17 protein-coding genes and 1 pseudogene are annotated in these 21,068 nt (G+C 66.1%); 6 read left to right on the top strand and 12 right to left on the bottom strand.

Annotated elements, in window-relative coordinates; all coding sequences use genetic code 11:
• Positions 1–14: 14 nt before the first annotated feature.
• From AB4Y42_RS22720 to AB4Y42_RS22690, 7 genes are all read right to left on the bottom strand, one after another.
• A complete protein-coding gene (locus AB4Y42_RS22720; protein ID WP_368695411.1) occupies positions 15–671 on the bottom strand; it encodes a methionine ABC transporter permease in 657 nt (218 codons plus the stop codon).
• Entirely contained in the window at positions 664–1,779 is a 1,116-nt protein-coding gene (locus AB4Y42_RS22715) for a methionine ABC transporter ATP-binding protein (RefSeq protein WP_368695410.1), read from the bottom strand. Before AB4Y42_RS22715 ends, AB4Y42_RS22720 begins: the two co-directional genes overlap by 8 nt.
• A 29-nt stretch (positions 1,780–1,808) precedes the next feature.
• Positions 1,809–2,645, bottom strand: a complete 837-nt coding sequence (locus AB4Y42_RS22710) for a MetQ/NlpA family ABC transporter substrate-binding protein (protein ID WP_368695409.1) — start codon at positions 2,643–2,645, stop codon at positions 1,809–1,811.
• A 212-nt stretch (positions 2,646–2,857) separates the two neighbouring features.
• Entirely contained in the window at positions 2,858–4,426 is a 1,569-nt protein-coding gene (locus AB4Y42_RS22705; RefSeq protein WP_368695408.1) for an efflux transporter outer membrane subunit, read from the bottom strand.
• Between the two features lie 23 nt (positions 4,427–4,449).
• Positions 4,450–7,635 carry an efflux RND transporter permease subunit gene (locus tag AB4Y42_RS22700; RefSeq protein ID WP_368688559.1) on the bottom strand — a complete coding sequence of 1,062 codons (3,186 nt, stop codon included), beginning with the start codon at positions 7,633–7,635 and terminating at the stop codon, positions 4,450–4,452.
• 103 nt (positions 7,636–7,738) lie between these two features.
• Positions 7,739–8,956 (bottom strand): efflux RND transporter periplasmic adaptor subunit, encoded by a 1,218-nt coding sequence (locus tag AB4Y42_RS22695; RefSeq protein WP_368688560.1) that lies wholly within the window; start codon positions 8,954–8,956, stop codon positions 7,739–7,741.
• A 69-nt stretch (positions 8,957–9,025) separates the two neighbouring features.
• Positions 9,026–9,919 (bottom strand): alpha/beta hydrolase, encoded by an 894-nt coding sequence (locus tag AB4Y42_RS22690; RefSeq protein ID WP_368695407.1) that lies wholly within the window; start codon positions 9,917–9,919, stop codon positions 9,026–9,028.
• A 188-nt stretch (positions 9,920–10,107) separates the two neighbouring features.
• Here AB4Y42_RS22690 and AB4Y42_RS22685 point away from each other — a divergent pair, with 188 nt between their 5' ends.
• Together AB4Y42_RS22685 and AB4Y42_RS22680 are read left to right on the top strand one after the other, a co-directional pair.
• A complete protein-coding gene (locus AB4Y42_RS22685; RefSeq protein WP_368688562.1) occupies positions 10,108–11,112 on the top strand; it encodes a LysR family transcriptional regulator in 1,005 nt (334 codons plus the stop codon).
• A gap of 198 nt (positions 11,113–11,310) precedes the next feature.
• Complete coding sequence (locus AB4Y42_RS22680; protein WP_368695406.1) at positions 11,311–11,583, top strand: DUF4148 domain-containing protein; 273 nt, start codon at positions 11,311–11,313, stop codon at positions 11,581–11,583.
• Between the two features lie 203 nt (positions 11,584–11,786).
• Here the strand turns inward: AB4Y42_RS22680 and AB4Y42_RS22675 are convergent, their stop codons facing one another.
• The 4 genes from AB4Y42_RS22675 to AB4Y42_RS22660 form a co-directional block, all read right to left on the bottom strand.
• The gene (locus AB4Y42_RS22675; RefSeq protein WP_342919008.1) at positions 11,787–12,692 is read right to left on the bottom strand and encodes a cation diffusion facilitator family transporter; all 906 of its coding nucleotides are present in this window, start codon (positions 12,690–12,692) and stop codon (positions 11,787–11,789) included.
• 7 nt (positions 12,693–12,699) lie between these two features.
• Complete coding sequence (selD, locus tag AB4Y42_RS22670; protein WP_368688564.1) at positions 12,700–13,767, bottom strand: selenide, water dikinase SelD; 1,068 nt, start codon at positions 13,765–13,767, stop codon at positions 12,700–12,702.
• Between the two features lie 97 nt (positions 13,768–13,864).
• Positions 13,865–14,647, bottom strand: coding sequence for an alpha/beta fold hydrolase (locus AB4Y42_RS22665; RefSeq protein WP_368695405.1), 783 nt, complete (start codon positions 14,645–14,647; stop codon positions 13,865–13,867).
• Complete coding sequence (locus AB4Y42_RS22660; protein ID WP_368695404.1) at positions 14,644–15,678, bottom strand: M14 family zinc carboxypeptidase; 1,035 nt, start codon at positions 15,676–15,678, stop codon at positions 14,644–14,646. Before AB4Y42_RS22660 ends, AB4Y42_RS22665 begins: the two co-directional genes overlap by 4 nt.
• A 375-nt stretch (positions 15,679–16,053) precedes the next feature.
• On the opposite strand from AB4Y42_RS22660, the gene phnC reads away from it, so the two are divergent.
• The 4 genes from phnC (at position 16,054) to AB4Y42_RS22640 (ending at position 19,810) form a co-directional block, all read left to right on the top strand.
• The gene (phnC, locus tag AB4Y42_RS22655; RefSeq protein ID WP_254316685.1) at positions 16,054–16,881 is read left to right on the top strand and encodes a phosphonate ABC transporter ATP-binding protein; all 828 of its coding nucleotides are present in this window, start codon (positions 16,054–16,056) and stop codon (positions 16,879–16,881) included.
• A gap of 58 nt (positions 16,882–16,939) precedes the next feature.
• The gene (phnD, locus tag AB4Y42_RS22650; protein ID WP_368688579.1) at positions 16,940–17,926 is read left to right on the top strand and encodes a phosphonate ABC transporter substrate-binding protein; all 987 of its coding nucleotides are present in this window, start codon (positions 16,940–16,942) and stop codon (positions 17,924–17,926) included.
• Between the two features lie 8 nt (positions 17,927–17,934).
• Positions 17,935–18,816, top strand: coding sequence for a phosphonate ABC transporter, permease protein PhnE (phnE, locus tag AB4Y42_RS22645; RefSeq protein WP_368688580.1), 882 nt, complete (start codon positions 17,935–17,937; stop codon positions 18,814–18,816).
• Positions 18,817–18,973: 157 nt separating this feature from the next.
• On the top strand, positions 18,974–19,810 hold the full coding sequence (locus tag AB4Y42_RS22640; RefSeq protein ID WP_368695403.1) for an EamA family transporter: 837 nt from the start codon (positions 18,974–18,976) through the stop codon (positions 19,808–19,810).
• Between the two features lie 22 nt (positions 19,811–19,832).
• Here AB4Y42_RS22640 and AB4Y42_RS22635 read toward each other — a convergent pair.
• Positions 19,833–21,002 (bottom strand): annotated as a pseudogene (locus AB4Y42_RS22635) (PLP-dependent aminotransferase family protein); the annotation flags it as partial.
• Positions 21,003–21,068: the final 66 nt, after the last annotated feature.

The following is a 21,068-nucleotide window of genomic DNA, read 5'->3' as shown; positions in this document are numbered from 1 at the left end:
ACGGCTCGCGCCGCTCAGGTTCGCCGCAAAAGACGCCGCACCAGCGCGTCGCCCGTGAACTGCACCACCGCGACGATCGCGATCAGCAGCACGATCACGGTGACCATGACCGTCGTGTCGAAGCGCTGATAGCCGTAGCGTATCGCGAGATCGCCGAGACCACCCGCGCCGACGGCGCCCGCCATCGCCGAGGAGCCGATCATCGCCACCACGGTGATCGTGAAGCCGCCGAGCATGCCGGGCAGCGCCTCGGGCAGCAGCACATGCCATACGATGTGGCGGCGCTGTGCGCCCATGGCCTGGGCCGCCTCGATCAAACCGCGATCGACTTCGCGCAAGCTCACCTCGGCCACGCGCGCGAAGAACGGAATGGCCGCAATGGAAAGCGGCACCACGGCGGCCCACACGCCGATCGTCGTACCAACAAGGAAGCGCGTGAGCGGCAGCAGCGCGACCAGCAGGATGATGAAAGGCGTGGAGCGGAACGCATTGACGAGCGCCCCCAGCGTGGTGTTGAGCGCGGGCCGCTCCAGGATGCCGCCGCGCGCGGTCGTGACGAGCAGCAACGCGATGGGAATACCGATCAGGAGTGCGAATATCGCCGATACGCCGACCATCAGCAACGTGTCGCGTATGCCTGCGAGGAGTTCGGTGATCCACACGTCAGACATAGCCCAGCACCTCCACGCGGCTCGCATGACCACGCGCGCGCTCGGCAAGCGAAGCGGCCTCGGCGGCGTTCTGCGCCGGCGCGCTAACAACTAGCCGCCCTTGCGCACGCCCCTGGATCCGCTCGATACCGCCATGCACGAAGCGCACGCCCTGCGCGCCGAACGCCTGCGCGAGCGTGGCGAGGTCGGGCTCTTGCGCCTCGTCGCCGGTGAAGCGCACTTCGAACAGTGCGTGCGCGCCCGCTTGCGGTTCAGCGTGAATACGCGCCGCCAGATCGTCGGGCAACTCGTGGCCGGGCGTGTGCAGGAGCGCGCGCGTCGCTTCGTGCCGGGGATCGCCGAACACGCGCCACACGGGCCCCTGCTCCACCACCTCGCCGCGCTCGATCACCGCAACCGTGTCGCAAACGTCGCGTATCACCTCCATCTCGTGCGTGATGAGCACGATCGTGACGCCGAGCCGCCGGTTGATGTCGCGCAGCAGCGCGAGAATGGCGCGCGTGGTTTCCGGGTCGAGCGCCGAGGTCGCCTCATCGCAGAGCAGGATATCGGGCTCGTGCACGAGCGCGCGTGCAATGCCCACGCGCTGTTTCTGGCCGCCGGAAAGACGCGCCGGCCACGCGTCGCGGCGTTCGCTCAAGCCGACGAGATCGAGCAGCACGTTCACGCGCGCCTCGATGTCGACCTTCGGCACACCCGCGATTTTGAGCGGCAGTGCGATGTTGTCGTGCACGGTCTTGGCGGAAAGCAGATTGAAGTGCTGGAACACCATGCCGATGCGCCGCCGCAGCGCCACCAGAGCGCGCTCGTCGAGCGCACCTACGTCCACGCCGTTCACCCGTACGCCGCCGCTCGTGGGCTTTTCGAGCCCGTTCACGAGCCGCAGCAGCGTGGACTTGCCCGCGCCGCTGCGCCCGATGATGCCGAACACTTCGCCGCGCGCCACCTGCAAGCCGACGCCCGCTAGCGCCGCCTGCACGCCTGGCGCATAAGTCTTGCCGACGTTTTCGAATACCACCGCAGGCTGCGATGCATCGGCATTGCTCTGCCCCTCCCCCGCCGCCGGCCCCGCCTCGATAAAGCGCGCCGCTCCGAACCATTTCATCATCGCTGCTCCTCGTGCGTGAATTGCGCGCGTTACCAGGCGACCGCGTAGAGGTTGCCGAAGGCCTTGTCGAGTTCCTTGCGCACGGCCGGCGAATGCTGGTAGATGTCGATGAACTTGCGGATGCGCGGATCGTTCACGCTCTCGGGCCGCACCACGAACTGGATCGCGAACGCCTTGTTCTCCACGCCATCGAAGAGCAGCGCGCTATTCGGATCGGTGGTGCCCGCGAGCTTGATGAAGCTCGGGTAGCCTTGCGCGAGATCGACGTCGTCGAGCGAGCGCGCCAGTTGCGACGCTTCGAGCTGCACGATCTTGAGGTGTTTGGGATTGGCAACGATGTCGAGCGTCGTGGCGCGATAGTCCACGCCCGGCTTGAGCTTGATGAGGCCCGCGCGCTGCAGCAGCAGGAGGCCGCGGCCGCCGTTCACGGGATCGTTCGCGATGGCGACCGTCGCGCCATCCTTCAGGTCTTCGAAGCGTTTCACCTTCTTCGAATACAGGCCGATCTTCATGATCGTGCCCGGCGCGATGGCGACGAACTTGTAGCCGCCCTGCTGTTCGGCGTTTTCCAGAAACGGCTTGTGCTGGAAGTAGTTGGCGTCGATGTCCTTGTTCGCCAGCGCGGCGTTGGGCGTATTCCAGTCGGTGAATTCGATGATCTTCACGTCTACACCCTGCGCCTTCGCCTCGCGCGCCGCTTCCTGGAGCGCGGGCGTTTGCGGCGTGGTGGCAATGCCGATCTTGAGCGTCGCAGTGTCGGCGTGCGCGTCGAGCGCCGCTGCCGCAAGCGACACGGCGATTGCCGTCAGCAGACCGAAGCGCTGGAAAAAGGAAGGGCGCCCCACGGCGCGCACGGCACGGATCATCGCTTTCCCCGGATGGAAGTTGGACTTCGTTCAGTGAGGAGCGACGCGATGAGGGCCCATCGCGTTGGCTCCAGATGGGTCCAGACGATAATAGAGGCGCGGCGGGGCCGGGTCTACGAAGCGATTGCGCAAAGGAAATCGCCGCCTGCGATATGCACAGGCGGCGAGCGTTTTGGCTTCTTACGCGGGGTTAGCGCACGGTTCAACGCGGTTTAACGCGCCGCGAGCGGCGCCGGCGGTGGCGGCGTACCGTCGCCGGGCTTCGCGTCGCCCCAGCCGCCGCCCAGCGCGCGGATCAGGTTGACGGTCGCCACGGCCTGCGAACCCTGCAGATGGCTGGCCTGCAATTGCGACACGAGCACCGTCCGTTCGCTGTCGATCACGTTCAGATAGCTGACCTCGCCTTCTTCATACTGCGTACGCGAAAGCGACGCCGACTGCTGCGAGGCGCTCACCGCGTCGTTCTGCTCGCGGATCTGGTCGTCGAGCAGGCGCAGGTCGGATAGATTGTCCTCGACATCGCGGAACGCCACGAGCACCTGTTGGCGGTATTGCGCAACGTCTTCGTCGTACTTGGCGCGCGCCTGTGCAAGATTCGCCTTGCGCCGGCCACCGTCGAACAGCGGCAGCGTGAGCGCCGTGCCCGCGAGCGGCCCGAGCAGGAACGCGCGGCTCGACCACATGAACAGGTCGCCGAGCGTGGCCGACTCGAAGCCAGCTGCACCCGTGATGTTGAGCTGCGGGAAGAACGCCGACTTTGCGAGACCCACGCGCGCGTTTGCGGCCGCCATCGCACGCTCGGCCGCGGCGACGTCAGGGCGGCGTTCCAGCAACGTGGAAGGCAGGCCCGGCGGCACTTGCACGAGCACGGGCGCGAGCGGCGTTTCGGGGAACGTGAAGTCGGCGGGCGCCTTGCCGAGCAGGATTGCGAGGCTGTGCTCCGAAGCCGCGCGCTGACGCGCGACGCCCACCGCGTCGGCACGCGCGCTCGCGAGTTCGTTGCGCGCCTGTGCCACGTCCAGCGCGCTGATGTCGCCTTCCTTGAAGCGGCGCTCGACGAGCTTGAGCGCGTCTTCACGCAGCGTCACCGTGCGGCGGTACAGATCGACGTCCGAGTCGAACTGGCGCAGCTGGAAGTAGTTCTGTGCAACGTCGGCCTGCAACGCGAGCAGCACTGAGAGGTACAAGGCTTCGCTCTGCTGGGCGTCTGCCTGGGAGGCGTGAACGTTCGAACTCACGCGGCCGAACAAGTCGACTTCATAGCTTGCCGTAGCCTGTGCGCGCCACAGCGTTTGAGCGGGCACGTTGTAGTTTTGCGGGAAATACAGCGAAGCCGGCGAGGCACGCTGATACGTCGGGCCGAAGCCCGCATCGATCGACGGGAACCACGAGGCGCGCGCGGCCTGCGTCACGGCGCGCGCCTGCTGCACGCGCGCGGCGGCCGCCTTGAGGTCCTGGTTCGCTTCGAGCGCCTGTTGCTCGAGCTTGTCGAGCGTCGCGTCGCCGAACACCGTCCACCATTCGCCGCGATGGGTGTCGTCGGCGGGCTGCGCGGGCGTCCACGTGCCCACGTCGTGCGGATTCGTGCTCTGCGTTTGCTGCGGCGTTTCCTTGTAGGCCGCTGGCACGGCGGCGTCGGGCACTTTGTAGGTCGGCTCGACCGAGCATGCCGCGAGCCAGGCAAAGAGCGCGACGCTCGCCGCGATTCGGGTGATACGCGCGAGATGCCCGCCTCCCGGCGCGGCATTCGCGCTAGAGCGCAAGATGGATTCGTTAGTCATGTTGATCATTTTCCCTTGTCGCTTTACGCGTCGACCATCGACTGCGGCTTGCGCGCATTGTCCTTCTGCGCGACGTGAATCTTGCCGCCCGCGAGCGTGCGCAGCACCACATAGAACACCGGCGTCAGCAACAGGCCGAACGCGGTCACGCCGAGCATGCCGAAGAACACGGCCACGCCCATTGCATGACGCATTTCCGAACCCGCGCCGCTCGAGAGCACGAGCGGCACCACGCCCATGATGAACGCGATGGACGTCATCAGGATCGGGCGCAGACGCAGACGGCTCGCCTCGATGGCAGCGGTAAGCGGCGTGTGTCCGTCATGCTCCAGCTCGCGCGCAAACTCGACGATCAGGATCGCGTTCTTCGAAGCGAGCCCCACCAGCACCATCAGGCCGATCTGCGTGAAGATGTTGTTGTCGCCCTGCGTGAGCCACACGCCCGTCAATGCACACAGCACGCTCATCGGCACGATCAGGATCACGGCGAGCGGCAGCGTCAGGCTCTCGTAGAGCGCCGCCAGCACGAGGAACACGAGCAGCACGCTGATCGGGAACACCCAGATGCCCGCATTGCCCGCCAGCACCTGCTGGTACGTGAGGTCGGTCCACTCGAACTTCACGCCGCGCGGCAGCACTTCAGCCGCGATGCGTTCCGCCGCTGCCTGCGCCTGGCCCGACGAATAACCGGGCGCCGGGCCGCCGTTGATGTCGGCCGCGGTGTAGCCGTTGTAGCGCACCACCATCTCGGGGCCATACGTGGGCGTGACCGTGACGAGCGACGAGAGCGGCACCATTTCGCCCGCGGCGTTGCGCGTCTTCAGTTGCAGGATGTCGTCGGCCCGCTGGCGGAACGGCGCATCGGCCTGCACGCGCACCTGATACACGCGCCCGAAGCGGTTGAAGTCGTTCACGTAGAGCGAACCCAGATAGATCTGCATCGTGTCGAACACGTCCGTGACCGGCACGCCGAGCTGCTTCGCCTTCGTGCGGTCGAGATCGACGTTCAGCTGCGGCACGTTGATCTGATAGTTCGTGAACGTCGGGCCCAGCTCCCGCGTTTGCGCCGCGCGCTTGACGAAGTCCTGGGTCGCACGGTTGAGCGCCTCATAGCCGAGCGCACCATGATCCTCCAACTGCATCTTGAAGCCGCCCAGCGTACCGAGGCCGAGCACCGGCGGCGGCGGGAACACGGCGATGAACGAATCCTTGATGCCGGCGTACTGCTGGTTCAGCGCACCCGCAATCGCACCTGCGGAAAGCGCCTTGCCCTTGCGCTCCTTGAACGGCTTGAGCGTGACGAACACGATGCCCGCACTCGAACTATTCGTGAAGCCGTTCACCGAAAGGCCCGGGAACGCCACGGCGCTTTCCACGCCGGGCTGCTTGAGCGCGATGGCGCTCATGTCGCGAATCACGTTCTCGGTGCGGTCGAGCGCGGCGCCGTTGGGCAGTTGCGCGAACGCGATCAGATACTCCTTGTCCTGCGCGGGCACGAAACCGCCCGGCACCACACGCGCCATCAGCACCGTGGCGGCGATCAGCACCACATAGACCGCGAGCATCGCGCCCTTGTGGCGCAGCACGCCGTTCACGCCGCGCCCATAGCTTTCCGAGCCGCGATGGAACACCTGGTTGAAGCGGCGGAAAAAGCCGCCCAGCACGAGGTTCATCCCACGCGTGAGCCAGTCTTCCTTCTCGCCGTGACCGCGCAGCAGCAGCGCCGAAAGCGCGGGCGAAAGCGTGAGCGAGTTGAACGCCGAGATCACCGTGGAAATCGCGATGGTCATCGCGAACTGCTTGTAGAACTGGCCCGTGAGACCGCTCATGAACGCGAGCGGCACGAACACGGCCACGAGCGTGAGCGCAATGGCGATGATCGGTCCGCTCACCTCCTGCATGGCCTTGTACGTCGCGTCGCGCGCGGATAACCCGCTGGCGATATTGCGCTCCACGTTTTCCACCACCACGATTGCATCGTCCACCACGATGCCGATGGCGAGCACCATCCCGAACAGCGATAGCGCGTTGATCGAGAACCCGAACGCGAGCAGCAGCGAGAACGTCCCGACAATCGACACCGGCACCGCGATCAACGGAATGATCGAGGCACGCCATGTTTGCAGGAACACGATCACCACGATCACCACGAGCGCGATCGCTTCGAGCAGCGTATGCACCACGGCTTCGATACTGGAGCGCACGAACTGCGTGGGGTCGTAGACAATCTTGTAATCCACGCCCGCCGGCATGTCCTGCTTGAGCTCCTTCATCGCCGCGCGCACCTGGTCCGAAATCGCGAGCGAGTTCGCGCCCGGTGCCTGGTTGATGGCGAGTGCAACGGCCGGCTTGTTGTCGAGCAGCGAGCGCAGACCGTATTCCGAGGCCGCCAGCTCGATACGCGCGATGTCGCGCAGGTACGTCACGCCGCCATCGGGATTCGTCTTGACGATGATATTGCCGAACTCGCTTTCCGTGCGCAGACGGCCGCGCGCATTGACGTTGAGCTGGAACGGCGTGCCAGGCACGCTCGGCGACGCGCCGATCACGCCCGCCGCCACCTGCACGTTCTGCTCGCGAATCGCGTTGACCACGTCGTTCGCGGTGAGATTGCGCTGCGCCACCTTCTGCGGATCGAGCCAGATGCGCATCGCGTAGTCGCCCGAGCCCCACAGCTGCACCTCGCCCACGCCCTGGATGTTCGAGAGGCGGTCCTTCACGTTGAGCAGCGCGTAATTGCGCAGGTACGTCATGTCGTACCGGTTGTCCGGCGAGATCAGGTGCACCACCATCGTGAGCGTAGGCGAGCTCTTGATGGTCGTGATGCCGAGACGCTGCACGTCTTCCGGCAGGCGCGGCAGCGCCTGGTTCACGCGGTTCTGCACGAGCTGCGTGGCCTTGTCCGGGTCGGTGCCGAGACGAAACGTGACCGTGAGCGTGAGATTGCCGTCGCTATTGGCTTGCGACTGCATGTACAGCATGTTCTCGACGCCGTTGATCTGCTCTTCGAGCGGCGCGGCGACGGCTTCGGCGATCACCTTCGGGTTCGCACCCGGATACTGCGCGTGGACCACCACCGAAGGCGGCACGACCTCGGGATACTCGGAGATCGGCAACTGGAACAGCGCGATCACGCCGGCCAGCAGGATCAGCACGGACAGCACGCCCGCGAAGATCGGCCGGTCGATGAAGAATTTCGATATGTTCATGGGTTGCTCTTGTTCATGACGCTCAATTTGACGCGAATCTTGCTGCTTAGGCCTCCTGATGGACGTACAGGCGCAGGCTGCGATCGCCTGCGCCCGCCGCCCGTCAGGACGTTTTCGCTGCCTTGGCGCCGGGGTTCGCTGCCGTATTGGTCGAATCGGCGTCGGGGTCGCCGTTCATCGGCACCATGTGCGAGCGCACGGCTTCACCGGGGCGTACGCGCTGTGTGCCGTTCACCACTACGTGGTCGCCCGCCTTCAGGCCGTCCAGAATCACGCGCAGGTTGCCCTGCTGGCCCCCCGTTTGCACCGTGCGGTAAGCGATCTTGCCGCTGTTATCCACGACGTAAACAAACTTCTTGTCCTGGTCGGTGCCGATGGCGGCGTCGTCCACGAGCAGCGCCGGGTGCGGGGCGCTGCCGCTCACCTTGATGCGTGCGTAAAGCCCCGGCACCAGCGCGCCGTCGGCGTTGTCGAAGCGCGCGCGCACGCGGATCGTGCCCGAGGTGGTGTCGAGACGGTTATCCACCGACTCGATCGTGCCCGTGCGCGAATAGCCCGATTCGTTCGCCAGACCCAGTTCCACCGGCACCTTCGAGCCATTCTTCATGTGGCTGATGTAGTCGAGATAGGTCTGCTCGTCGGCGTCGAACTCGGCGTAGATGGGCGAAACGGAAACGAGCGTCGTGAGCGGCGCGGCGCTCGCACCGGCGGATACGACGTTGCCCACCGTGATCTCGGCGCGCGACACACGCCCGGCAACCGGCGCGACGATGCGCGTGTAGCCCAGGTTGATCTGCGCGGCTTCGAGCGCGGCCTGCGCGGCCTTGAGATTAGCGTTTGCTTCGCGCGAGGCGTTCTGCTTCTCGTCGTAATCGCGCTTGGCGATGGCGTTGTCGCCAATCAGACGCTGCGCGCGCTCCCAGTCGCTTTGCGCGTAGCCCGTGCGCGCCTGGGCGGCGGCAAGCTGCGCCGCGGCCTGATCGACGGCCGCCTGGTACGGCCGCGGGTCGATCACGAACAGGGTCTCGCCCTGCTTCACGAGCGCGCCGTCACGGAAGTTCACGGAGACGATCGTGCCGGAAACCTGCGGACGTATCTCCACTTTCTCGACGGCGGCCATGCGGCCCGAGTAGGTCTGCCAGTCGGTGATCGTGCGGTTGAGCACGGGTGCGACATCGACCTCCGGTGCGGGCGGCGCTTCAGCGGCAACGGCAGGGTGCGAGTCGAGGCGGATGGCACCGAGGGTGCCGAGGCCCGCGACCACCAGCACGCCAATGACCGCTAGCGCGATACGGGTTCGGGATTGCGAAAAAAGTGACATGTCGGACTCCAGAAATAATGGTTGATTGTTCTTCACTGGTTCGGCAGCACCGCCGCAAGGGTGCTTCGTCTATGACGCCCCCGCGTCGAAGCAACATTGGAAAAACCGTACGGCTTCGCTGAGCGCGGCCGGATGCGCCGCGAGGTTCGCGTGCGAAACGCTCGGGTAGCGCACCACCTGGGTGCGCACGCCCGCGTCGATCAGGCGGCTCGCGTACTTCTCCGCTTCGATGTGCAGCACGTCGTTCTGTGCGGTCACGATGAGCGTGGGCGGCAAGCCGCCAAGACGCAGCGATTCGAGCGGCGCGGCGTACGGATGCATGCGCTGCGTCGCATCGGGCAGATACGCGCGATAACACGCCGCGCATTCGCTTGCGGTGATATCCGAGCCAAGGCGCGCCTCATCGCCAAGACGCGTGAGGCTCGGGTCGAGCATCGGCGCAAACAGGGCCTGCGCCGCGAGCTTTACGTCGCCGCGATCGCGGCCCATGAAGGCGAGCACGTTGGCGATCTGGCCGCCCGCGTCGTGGCCCGCCGCGATCACGCGCTTCGGACTGCCGCCGAACGCGCGGGCCCGCGTGAGCGCCCACAGCGCCGCGCGATGCGCATCTTCGGGTGCGGCGGGAAACGGGTGCTTCGGCGCGAGCGAATACCCCACGCTCACCACGAGCGCTGGTAAGCGTTCTGCGAGAAACCGCCCCACCGCATCCGCTTCCTCGATCGTCCCGCGCACGAAGCCGCCGCCGTGGAAATACAGCAACACCGGCAGGCCATTCGCGGCTTCGGGGCGGTACAGGCGCAGCGGAATCTGCTGGGCGTAGCCTTCGATCACGACGTCGGTCGTGAGCAGCGCGCGCACCTTGCCAGGCTTGGCGGACGCGGTATCGGGCAGGGCCGCGGGCACTTCGGCCAGCGGCGCTTCCTCCGCGGAGGTCCAAGACGTTGGGCGTTTAAAGACATCCATGTCAAATCGGCGCAATGCGCGAGAGTAGATTCGAATGAGGCGAATTGTGGGTTCGGCAGACTTGCAAATAAATGCCTATAATCCGGCAACACAATTCGGCGCATCTGAACAATCTGTCTCCTCTTTCTGCGCGGGCGTTTCTTTCGAATGCCGCGCGCCGTGCGACCGAAGCTTTTTGGAGAGTGGCAATGGACCGCCTTCAGGCCATGCAGGTGTTCACCCGCGTCGTCGATACCAACAGCTTCACGCGTGCTGCCGAAACGCTCGACATGCCGCGTGCTTCGGTCACGACGATCATTCAGAATCTCGAAGCGTTTCTCGGCGTGCGCCTCATGCATCGCACCACGCGCCGTCTGTCGCTCACGCCCGATGGCGCGGCGTACTACGAGCGCTGCGTGCGCATTCTCGCGGACGTCGAAGAAACGGAAACCACATTCCAGGATCGCAACCGCAAACCGCACGGCAAACTGCGCATCGACATGCCCGGCTCGATCGGGCGGCTCATCGTAATTCCGTCGCTGTGCGAATTCCACGGCCGCTATCCGGACATCGACCTGCAACTCGGGCTATCCGATCGCCCCGTGGACTTGCTGCAGGAAGGCGTGGACTGCGTGGTGCGCGTGGGGGCGCTGCAGGATTCGTCGCTGGTCGCGCGGCGCATCGGCATTTTCGAAGGCGTGTCGTGCGCGTCGCCGTCGTATCTGGAGCGCCACGGCACGCCGCAAACGCTCGAAGAACTGGCCGAGCATCGCGCCGTGAACTACTTCTCGTCGCGCACGGGACGCGTGATGGACTGGGCGTTTCTCGTCGACGGCAAGGAAGTGGAGGTCAAGCTCAAGAGCATGGTCTCGGTGAACGACGCGGACGCTTACGTGACCTGCGGCATCGAAGGCTTCGGCCTGATTCAGGGGCCGCGCTACATGGTGCTGCCGCACCTGAAGTCGGGCGCGCTCGTTGAAGTGCTGCCCGATTACAAGCCGCTGCCCATGCCGATCTCGGCCGTCTATCCGCACAGCCGCCATCTGTCACCCAAAGTGCGCGTGTTCGTGGACTGGATCGCAGAAGTGTTCGACCGCTGCCCGCTCCTGAGCGGCCGCGCCTCGCTCGACAAGGCCTGCACGATGCGCACGCTCGAAGAGCGCGAAAACGCGCCGTCACTCGAAACGCCCGTTATCTCCGAGTGGGCCGCATAGGCCGGGTCGCGTAACGCCGTCGCGCTGCGCCAACCCTCGAAGCCGCGCCCGCAAAGGCTTGCGCGGGCGCGGCGCAGCGATTGTTCCGGATTTTCGACAATTGCTTTCGCGTTCGAGCCGTTTATCGCAAACGGCTGCGCAACTACATTTGCTCCTGTCGCCGCGACCCACGTGGCACCAGTACAAAAGGAGCAGATCATGAAACGCACTCTCGCAACCGCCATTGGCGCCACGCTCGTTCTCTCGCTCGCCGCCGGCGCTTCGGTCTTCGCCCAGGACAACAGCGCCCCGAAAACCCGCGCCGAAGTGAAGGCGGAAATCGCCGCCGCGTACCGCGACGGCACGCTGCCCTCGCTGAACAAGACGAGCTACCCCGAGCAAAGCCTGATCGGCCGCACGCAAGCGCAACGCATCGCGCTGCAGGAAAGCCGCGCGAACAACGCCCAGCGCGTTGCGCAGACTGGCGAATAAGCCCGCAAGACGCATCGGCATTTCGATTGCAAGACGAAAAACGTAGGAGTCCAACATGAATCCCAGCGTACCTTCCGAACTCGAGCAGTGGGGCAACACCACGCCCGTGTGGACGCCGTTTCGGCATTGAAATGTGAAGCGCGCGTGAAGATGTGAAACGTGTGCAAGGGCTCGGCGGTTTATGCAACCGCCGGGCCCTTGCATTACCGGTTCACGAAATCCGGCTCGAAAAACACCCAGCGCACGAGGGGAAAGCGCGCCTGCAGATCGGCTTCGATCTCGTTGATCGCTTCGACCATGGTGCGGCTGTGGTCGTACTCGAGCATTTCGCACTGCACCGCCACCATCACCTCCTTGCCCCATTGCAGGGTAATGAGGCTGATGATGCTGCGAATCTCGGGCCGCGCGCGCAGGAACGATTCGATATCGCGCCGCATTTCCGGGCTGGCCGATTCGCCGACGATCATCGACTTCACTTCGCGCGCGATGAACCACGCGATCAGCATGAGCAGAATGCCCACGCCGATCGAGCCGCAGGCATCCCATACGGGATTGCCCGTGATGACCGTGAGCAGCACGGCGGCGAACGCAATGGCGAGACCCGCCAGCGCGGCGATGTCCTCGCCCGCCACGACGAGCAGGTCGGAATCGCGCGTTTCTCGCGCCCAGCGCCACAGCGATTTGGTGGGCGCGCCCTTGCGAATCTCGCGCATCGCGCCGTAAAGCGAGAACGCTTCGAGCACCACCGAAATGCCGAGGACGACGAGCGCCACATAAACGAATCGCAACGGCTCGCGAGCGATCAGCCGATGCACGCCCTCGTAGACCGAGAACGCGCCGCCCACGAAAAACAGCAGCAGCGCCACGAGCAGCGAATAGAAGTTGATCGCGCGGCCCGTGCCCATGGGATGCAGCGGCGTGGGCGGCTCGCGCGACTGGCGCAGGCCGAACAGCAAAAGCAGCTGGTTGCCGCAGTCGGCCGTGGAGTGAATCGCCTCCGCGAACATCGATCCCGAGCCCGTGAACGCCGCGGCAGCGTACTTGCAGACCGCTATGCCGAAGTTCGCAGCGAGCGCGTAGAAGATGGCTTTCGGCGATTCTCCGCTCATACGGCCCTCACGCGACGTCCACGCGTGCCGGGCCTTCGCTCAGTTCGCCGATCACGCGCGCGTCGCCAAAGCCTTCCGTGCGGAAGATCGCCAGCACGTCGTCGACGCTTGCCGGCGCGCAGGCCACGAGCAGGCCGCCTGAGGTTTGCGGGTCGGTGAGCAGCGTGCGCGCGCTTTCGGGCAGGCTGGACGCGAGCGTGACGGCGTCGCCGTACGAGGCCCAGTTGCGGCCCGAGGCGCCCGTGTACACGCCGTCATCGACGAACTTCTGCACGCCCGGCAGCCACGGCAGCTCGGCGTAATGCACGCGCGCGGTGAGATTCGCGCCGCGCGCAATTTCGAGCGTGTGGCCGAGCAGGCCGAAGCCCGTCACGTCGGTCATGGCGTGCACGCCCGGCAGTTCCGCCAGCGTCGCGCCCGGCTTGTTGAGCAGGGTCGCGGCGGCCACCATCGCCTTGTAGCCCGCGTCGCCGAGCATTTCCTTCTTGAGCGCGGCGGACAGCACGCCCACGCCCAGAGGCTTGCCGAGCACGAGCACGTCGCCGGCTTGTGCCGACGCGTTGCGCTTCACGCGCTCGGGATGCACCACGCCGAGCGCCGCAAGGCCGTAGATGGGCTCCACCGAGTCGATCGAATGGCCGCCCGCCACGGGAATGCCCGCGGCTGCGCACACGTCTTCGCCGCCGCGCAGCACCTGCGCGATCACGTCGTGCGGCAGCACGTTGATCGGCATGCCCACGAGCGCCAGCGCGAGGATCGGCTTGCCGCCCATGGCGTAGACGTCCGAGAGCGCGTTGGTCGCGGCGATGCGGCCGAAGTCGTACGGGTCGTCGACGATCGGCATGAAAAAGTCCGTCGTCGCGACGATGGCCTGCTCGTCGTTGAGCTTGTAGACGGCAGCGTCGTCGGCGGTCTCGGTGCCGACCAGCAGGTTCGGAAACGCGGTGGTGAGCGGCGTGCTGCGGGCGAGCAGCGCGGAAAGCACGCCCGGCGCGATCTTGCAGCCGCAGCCGCCGCCGTGCGAAAGGCTCGTGAGGCGCGGCACGGCGGCGCCAATGGCGGGTTTGTCGTTCATGTCTGGAAATCGTCCTGAAAGTGCCGGATGAGTTTTCGTATTATGGGGCAATCGCCGGACTGGCGATGCGGGCGGCGCGCACGCGCCGCGGCACCGCTCAGCCGCGGCCGGCGGCCCGGCTCGCGGGATTCGCGGCGACGTCGCCCGCGTGGAGCGTATCGACGAGCCATTGCGGATCGTCGTGCGGCAGATCGTGCCCCGCCCACGGATGCGCCACGTGCGGCGCACCCCAGGCCCGCGCGAGCCGCGCCGAGCACACCGGGTTCACGAGCCGGTCGCCGCGCGACGACACCACGAGCACCGCACAGCGCGGCACGGCGCGCGCCTTGAAGCGCGCGGCGGCGGCCAGCTGGCGCAGCGCGTTCACGCGGCTCACGTGGGCGCTCGCGCGGATCGCGCCCCACGCTTCGAGGTCGGCCGCGAGCGTGTCGTGGCGCGCACAGGTGAGCCCGTGGATCAGCGTCTCGGCAATGTTGCCGCTGTCGCCGCCATCCCAATGCCGCGCCACGTGCAGGAGCGCGGGCCACGCCGAGGGCCGCAAGCGCTCGTCCACGCGGCTATGCGGCCGCATGCTCGTGTTCACGAGCACCAGCCGCCCGACTTCTTCGGGGTATCGCAGCGCCCACGCCGTCGCCACCATGCCGCCGAGCGACATTGCCAGCACGCGGTAAGGCGCGCGTGCGCCGTGCCGCTGCGCCTCGGCACGCAGCGCGTCCACGTAGTCGTCCACCGCGAGCGGCGAGCGTACATGCGCCGCCGTGCCGTTGCCCGGCAGGTCGATGGGCAGCACGCCGTCGCGCGCCGCGAGCAGCGTGGCGAACGCGCCCCAGTGGCGCGATTCGCGCGTGAGGCCGCGCAGCAGGATCCACGGTTCGCTCATGTGCCCGGCTTGCGATACCAGTGCCCGATCGCGCTTTTCAGCACCTCGTCGCGGATCACGCCCTCGGGCAGCCAGCGCTGCGAGGAATACGCGGCGCGCGTCAGAAACTCGAACAAGTTCGCGTGACGCCGCAATACACGCGCGGTGCGATGCTGCAGGAGCGGATTGAACATGCCCTGGCGCGAAAAGATCTGGCGCGGGTTCTTCTTGATCCACAGCCACGAGCCCAGTTCGAGTGTGAGCGGCAGGAAGATGTTGCTGTCGGGCGCGCGATCGTACGCGCAATCCCACAAGTCGCCGTGCAGCAGATATTGATGGCTCTGCGGTTCGAAGGTGTAGCCGTGGTGCGGATGCGCGCGCTCGAACATCGTCTTGAGCACATACATTTCGGGCAGATGGCGGATGAGACGGCGCGTGCGCGCGTACGGAAACCAGATGCTGTCGGTCCAGCCGTAACCGGAATGGCAGTCGAGCGCGAAGGAAAGCGGGCGCCGCGTGAGTTCTTCGTCGACGATCTTCAGGAGCGCCTGCGCCTCGATCTCCATGGCCGCGCCGCGCCGCCCCCGATACCACGGCAGCCACGAGCCGACGCGCTGGCCGCCCGCGAGAAAGGGCACGCGCTCGTCGGCGTCCTGCGGCGCGTTGCGCATGAGGTCCACGCCGTTCGGATTCGCGCGCGTCGCAAGCCACATGCCGCCGGGATTGAGGATCGGCGCGAACACGATGCGCACGGACTCGAGCTGGCGCAGGAGCAGTTTGTCCCAGGCGAGACGCCCCACCAGCGCGCGCATGTAGTCGAGCACGAGCTGCGAGCCAATGCGCTCGAGCCCATGGATGCCGCCGAAAAAACCAATGCCGGGCGCGGCCGGATCGCGCGAGCCGATTGCCGCCACATAGAGCGGAAACGTGCGGCCGCGCACCTCGACTTCGCCCTCGCTGCGAATGTCGAGCCAGCGTGCGCCGGCATCGAGGATCATCTTGAGGTCCTCGTATTCCTCGAAGCTGTCGGGTAGGAAGCTCAGTGCCTGCATATGGCGCCGGGTTTCGTCGCTCGTTCGGATGGAGCCGCCCAGGTGGGGCCGCCCAGGTCGGGTCGCGCAGACTGCGGCCGCCGCGTGCGGCCGCATTGTCTACAACTGCCTTGCGAGTGCCGCCCCTGTCGACAATGAGTCAGCAACAAGTCAGGAAAACCAGGGACAGCACGTACGTTGCCCCTCAATATAGCCGCTTCCCATGATATTGAGCGTGACAGATGTTTGGCGTCATGCCTCTGTCACATCTCCTGCGATTTTTTCCGCCGCGGGAAGGTCGAAAGACATGTAGTCGTCTAGACGTCGCGACACCTTCACTCAACCGTCACAGTCGCTTCCTAGAATGACCCCTCGACTACACAGCGACGGATTGTTATGGACGCCATACGCATCGAACGCCTCTCGAAAAGCTTCGACAGCGGCCGCAAGGCACTCGACGAAATCAACCTGCGCGTAGGCGTTGGTGAGATGGTCGCGCTGATCGGCGCATCGGGCTCGGGCAAATCGACCCTGCTCCGCCATATTGCGGGCTTCACGGCTTCCGACCCGCAGCCTTCGCGCATCGAGATTCTTGGTCGTCCTATTCAGCAGGACGGCCGCATCGTGCGCGAAGTGCGCCGCATTCGCCGCGACATCGGCTTCGTGTTTCAGCAGTTCAACCTCGTGCATCGCCTCACGGTCGAAACGAATGTGCTGATCGGCGCGCTGTCGCGGCTGCCGTTGTGGCGACGCCTCACGGGCCGCTTTCCGCGCGCCGAGCGCGAGCTGATGCTGGCCGCGCTCGGCGAAGTCGGCATCGCGCACAAGGCCGCCGAGCGCGCCTCGAATCTCTCGGGCGGCCAGCAGCAGCGCGCGGCGCTCGCCCGTGCGCTCGTGCAGCGCGCGCGCCTGATTCTCGCCGACGAACCCATCGCCTCGCTCGACCCCGCATCGTCGCGCCGTGTGATGGACATGATGCGCATGCTCAACCGCGATCACGGCTTGACGGTGGTCGTCTCGCTGCATCAGGTGGATATCGCCATGGAGTACTGCCCGCGCACCATCGCGCTGCGCGACGGGCGCGTGGTGTACGACGGCGCATCGTCGGCGCTCACGCCCGCCCTGTTGCAACAGCTTTATGGCAACGCCGCGCGCGAGCTGCTCGAACCCGATGCTGCACCGTCCGCGGCAACGCGCTTCGGCGCGCAGCCGCGCGCGGCCTGATCACGCAAGCCAACCCTTTTCCAACCCGCAACCTTTCACCTCACCACGGACCGCCCCAATGAAACTGTTCCGCTCCATGCTCTCCTGGTGCGCCGCCGGCGCCGTCGCGTTTGCCTCGCTCGGCAGCGCGGCCGCTCACGCGGAAGACCTCAGCTTCGGCATCATCTCGACCGACTCGTCGGCCGTGCTCAAGCAACGCTGGCAACCGTTCATCGACGACCTGAACAAGCAGACCGGCCTGCACGTGAATGCGTTCTTCGCCACCGACTACTCGGGCATCATCGAAGCCATGCGCTTCAACAAGGTGCAGATCGGCTACTTCGGCAACGCTTCGGCCATGGAAGCCGTGGATCGCTCGAATGGCGAAATCTTCGCGAAGGTGCTCTACGCGAACGGCGACGCGGGTTACAAGTCGGTGCTCATCACCAACGTGAACAGCCGCGTGAAGTCGATCGACGATGTGTTCAAGAATACCAAGGATCTCACGCTCGGCTGGGGTGACCCCAATTCGACCTCGGGCACGCTGATTCCGGGCTATTACCTCTTTGCGAAGCGCGGCATTTCGGTGAACGCGACGAACTTCAAGACCGTGCTGCCTTCGAGCCATGAAGCGAACCTGCTTGCCGTAGTGAACAACAAGGTGGATATCGCCACCAACAACACCATCGAGCTTTCCACGCTCCAGCAAAAGCACCCGGAGCGCTTTGCCCAGGTGCGCGTACTGTGGACCTCGCCGCTCATTCCGTCCGATCCGCTCGTGTATCGCAAGGATCTGCCTGAAGCTACCAAGCAGAAGTTGCGCGACTTCTTCTACCACTACGCCAAGACCGATCCGCGCGAGAAGAAGATCATGGCCGACATCACCGGCTATGCAGGCTTCGCGCCCGCCACCGACGAGCAGCTCCTGCCGATCCGCCAGGTCGCGCTGTTCCAGCAGAAAGAGAAGATCGCCGCCGACACGCATCTCTCCGACGACGACCGCAAGAGCCAGATCGCGGCCATCGACGCAAAGATCGGCGCGCTCGCCGCACCTGCGAAGCAGTAATGGGCGCAATGGATTTCGACAGCTCACGCGCCGTGCCGCAGTCAGAAGCCGCAAGGCCCGCTGCCGGGCCGGCGGCGGCGCCCAACGTCGCCGCCGCGCCGCAAGCGGCCGCCCTTGCGGCGAGCGGCCTGGCAGGCAAGCGCAGCTGGTCCTCGCTCGCGCTCTGGGCCATCGTGTTCGTGCTGCTCGGCGTGGCGTGGCAAGGCGCCGACATGCGCCCGCTCGACCTGTTCACCGACTCTGCGAACATGGGCACGTTCGCGCGCGGCTTCTTCCCGCCGAACTTCTCGGAATGGCGCACGTATGCCCACGAAATGTGGGTCACGCTCGCGGTGGCGCTGTGGGGCACGGCGCTCGCCATCGTCTGCGCGGTGCCGTTCGGGCTCATGTCGGCGCACAATCTCGCGCCCGCGTGGGTGCTGCATCCCGTGCGGCGTTTGATGGACGCATGCCGCGCCATCAACGAGATGGTGTTCGCGATGCTCTTCATCGTGGCCGTGGGCCTCGGGCCGTTCGCCGGCGTGCTCGCCTTGTGGGTGCACACCACCGGCGTGCTCGCGAAGCTCTTTGCCGAAGCGGTGGAAGCCATCGACCCGCGCCCCGTGGAAGGCGTGCGCGCGACGGGCGCCTCGCCGCTCGACGAGATCATCTACGGCGTGCTGCCCCAGGTCATGCCGCTGTGGATCTCGTATGCGCTCTACCGGTTCGAGTCGAATGTGCGCTCGGCGATGGTGGTGGGCATGGTGGGCGCTGGCGGCATCGGCGTCGTGCTGTATGAGGAAATCCGCTCGTTCGATTATCAGCAGACCAGCGCCGTGCTCATCATGGTGATCGTCGTCGTCACGGCCATCGATCTCATCTCCGCAAGACTGCGCGCGCGCGTGATCTGACGCGTTCCCCCAAAGCCGCGCGAGCCGAATAGAAACCCAACCACGGCTCGCGCGGCTTTTCCCTATTTCTGGCGCCCACACGCGTTCGCTGGAATAATCACACGATTGCGGCCGCAACGGCCCGCGTCTCCAACACACCATTCGATTCGCAATCCCGATGGCCAGTTTCGTCGTTCTGCTGGTCCTGCTCTCGGCGCTCATGCACGCGAGCTGGAACGCCTTCCTCCATCTTTCGGGCGACCGCCTTTGGCTGCTCGGCATGTTCTCGGTGCCGTACATCGTCGTGAGCGCGATCGCCGTGTGCGTGCTGCCGCTGCCCGCGCAGGCGAGCTGGCCGTATATCGCCGCTTCGGTGGTGCTGGAGTTCGTGTACTGCTTCACGCTGATCCGCGCCTATCGCAGCGGCGACTTCGGGCAGATCTACCCGATCGCGCGCGGGCTTTCGCCGCTGCTCGTGTTCGGGGGCGCGCTCGTGTTCGCGCACGAAGACCTGCATGCGCTCGCGGCCACCGGCGTCGCGCTCGTATCGCTCGGCATCATGTCGCTCGCCTTCCGGCGCGGCATGCGCTTTTCGGGCGAGAGCGTGCCATACGCGCTGCTCACGGGCCTTTTCATCGCGATGTATTCGGTCGTCGACGGCCTCGGCGCGCGCCTCGCCGGCAACGGCATCAGCTACATCATGTGGGTGTATCTGCTCTGGAACGTCCCGCAGTTTCTCGTGGTCTGCAAACTGCGCGGCGGCGCGGCGCGGATGTTCACGTCGAAGGCCGCGGTCGCGCGCGGCATGCTCGCGGGCGTGCTCGCGCTCACGGCGTATTGCCTCGTGATCGAGGCGTTCCGCTATTTGCCTATCGCGATGGTTTCCGCGCTGCGCGAACTCTCGTCGATCTTCGCCGTGCTGATCGGCTGGCTCTTCATGAACGAGAAGCTCACGGCGCGCCGCATGGTGGCGTGCGCGCTCGTGACTTGCGGGGCGGTGCTGATCCGGCTGTGAGCGGCCTGCGCCTCCGCTTCGCTCACACGAACGCGGGTAAGGTCGTATCGATCGCCTCGGCAAGCGTGTCGAACGCCGGCGCGATCTCCTCGTCGGGCACGCAGGCATAGCCGATCAGCAAGCCCGGGTTCGCGCGCTCGCGCGACGAGTAATACCCCGAAAGCGGCCGCACCACGATATTGCGCGCGAGCGCGGCTTCGGCCACGGCGCGGTCGTCGCTGCCCTCGGGCAGCTGCATCACGACGTGCAGGCCAGCGTCGCCGCCCATCGCGGGCAACGCGTCGCCGTAGCGGCGCGCAACGGCGTCCAGCAACACCTGGCGGCGCTGGCCGTAGAGCGCACGCATCTTGCGGATATGCGAGGTGAAGTGCCCTTCGGCGATGAACTCCGCGAGCACGGCCTGCTGCAGCAATTGCCCCTCGCGATACAGCTCGGCGCTCGCGGTCGCGAAGCTTTCCGCCAGCGCTTCCGGCGCGACGAGATAACCCACGCGCAAGCCCGGAAACAGCGTCTTGCCGAAGCTGCCCACGTAGATCACCTGCCCCGCCGTATCGAGTCCCTGCAACGACGCAAGCGGGCGGCTGCCGTAACGGAACTCGCTGTCGTAGTCGTCCTCGATGATCCAGCACTGATGCTGGCGCGCGTACTCGAGCAACATGCGCCGGCGCGCGAGGCTCATCACCATGCCGAGCGGGTACTGGTGCGAAGGTGTGACGAGCATGAGCCGCGGCGGCGGCGCGGCGAAGTCGCCGGCCGACGGGTTGAGCCCTTCGCTGTCCACGGCGATCGGTCGCGTATTGAGGCCCGAGACGTGCAGCACGCTGCGCACGCCCCAGTAGCAGGGGTCTTCGGTCCAGATGGTGTCGCCGGGGTCGGAGAGCAGACGCACGGCAAGGTCGATGGACTGGTGAATACCTGTCGTGATGATGATCTGCTCCGGCGAGCAGCGCACCGAACGAGAGGTGCGCAGATAGTCGGCCAGCACGTGGCGCAGCAGCGCGAGACCGCCGCCGGGCGCGTAGGTCAGCAGGTCCGGGCGCAGGCTGCGCCAGTACTTGTTGTGCAGACGGGTCCATACGCGCGCGGGGAAGCGGGAGACATCGGGCACGCCGGGCATGAACGCGCCGCCCTGGCGCTTCGATACGCCCGCGCTGGTAATCAGGCGCGTGCCGCGTGCCGAGAGTGCGCGCGCTATGGGGCGCTGCGCCTGCGTGGCGGCTTCCAGTCCGCTTGTCGCAGCGGCTGCGGGTGCCCCCGC

Origin of the sequence: Paraburkholderia sp. EG286B (assembly GCF_040965655.1) — a bacterium.
In the GTDB taxonomy this organism is placed as follows: Bacteria; Pseudomonadota; Gammaproteobacteria; order Burkholderiales; family Burkholderiaceae; genus Paraburkholderia.
The sequence above is the reverse complement of the archived record's forward strand: the minus strand, read 5'-3'. Positions and strand labels throughout refer to the sequence as shown.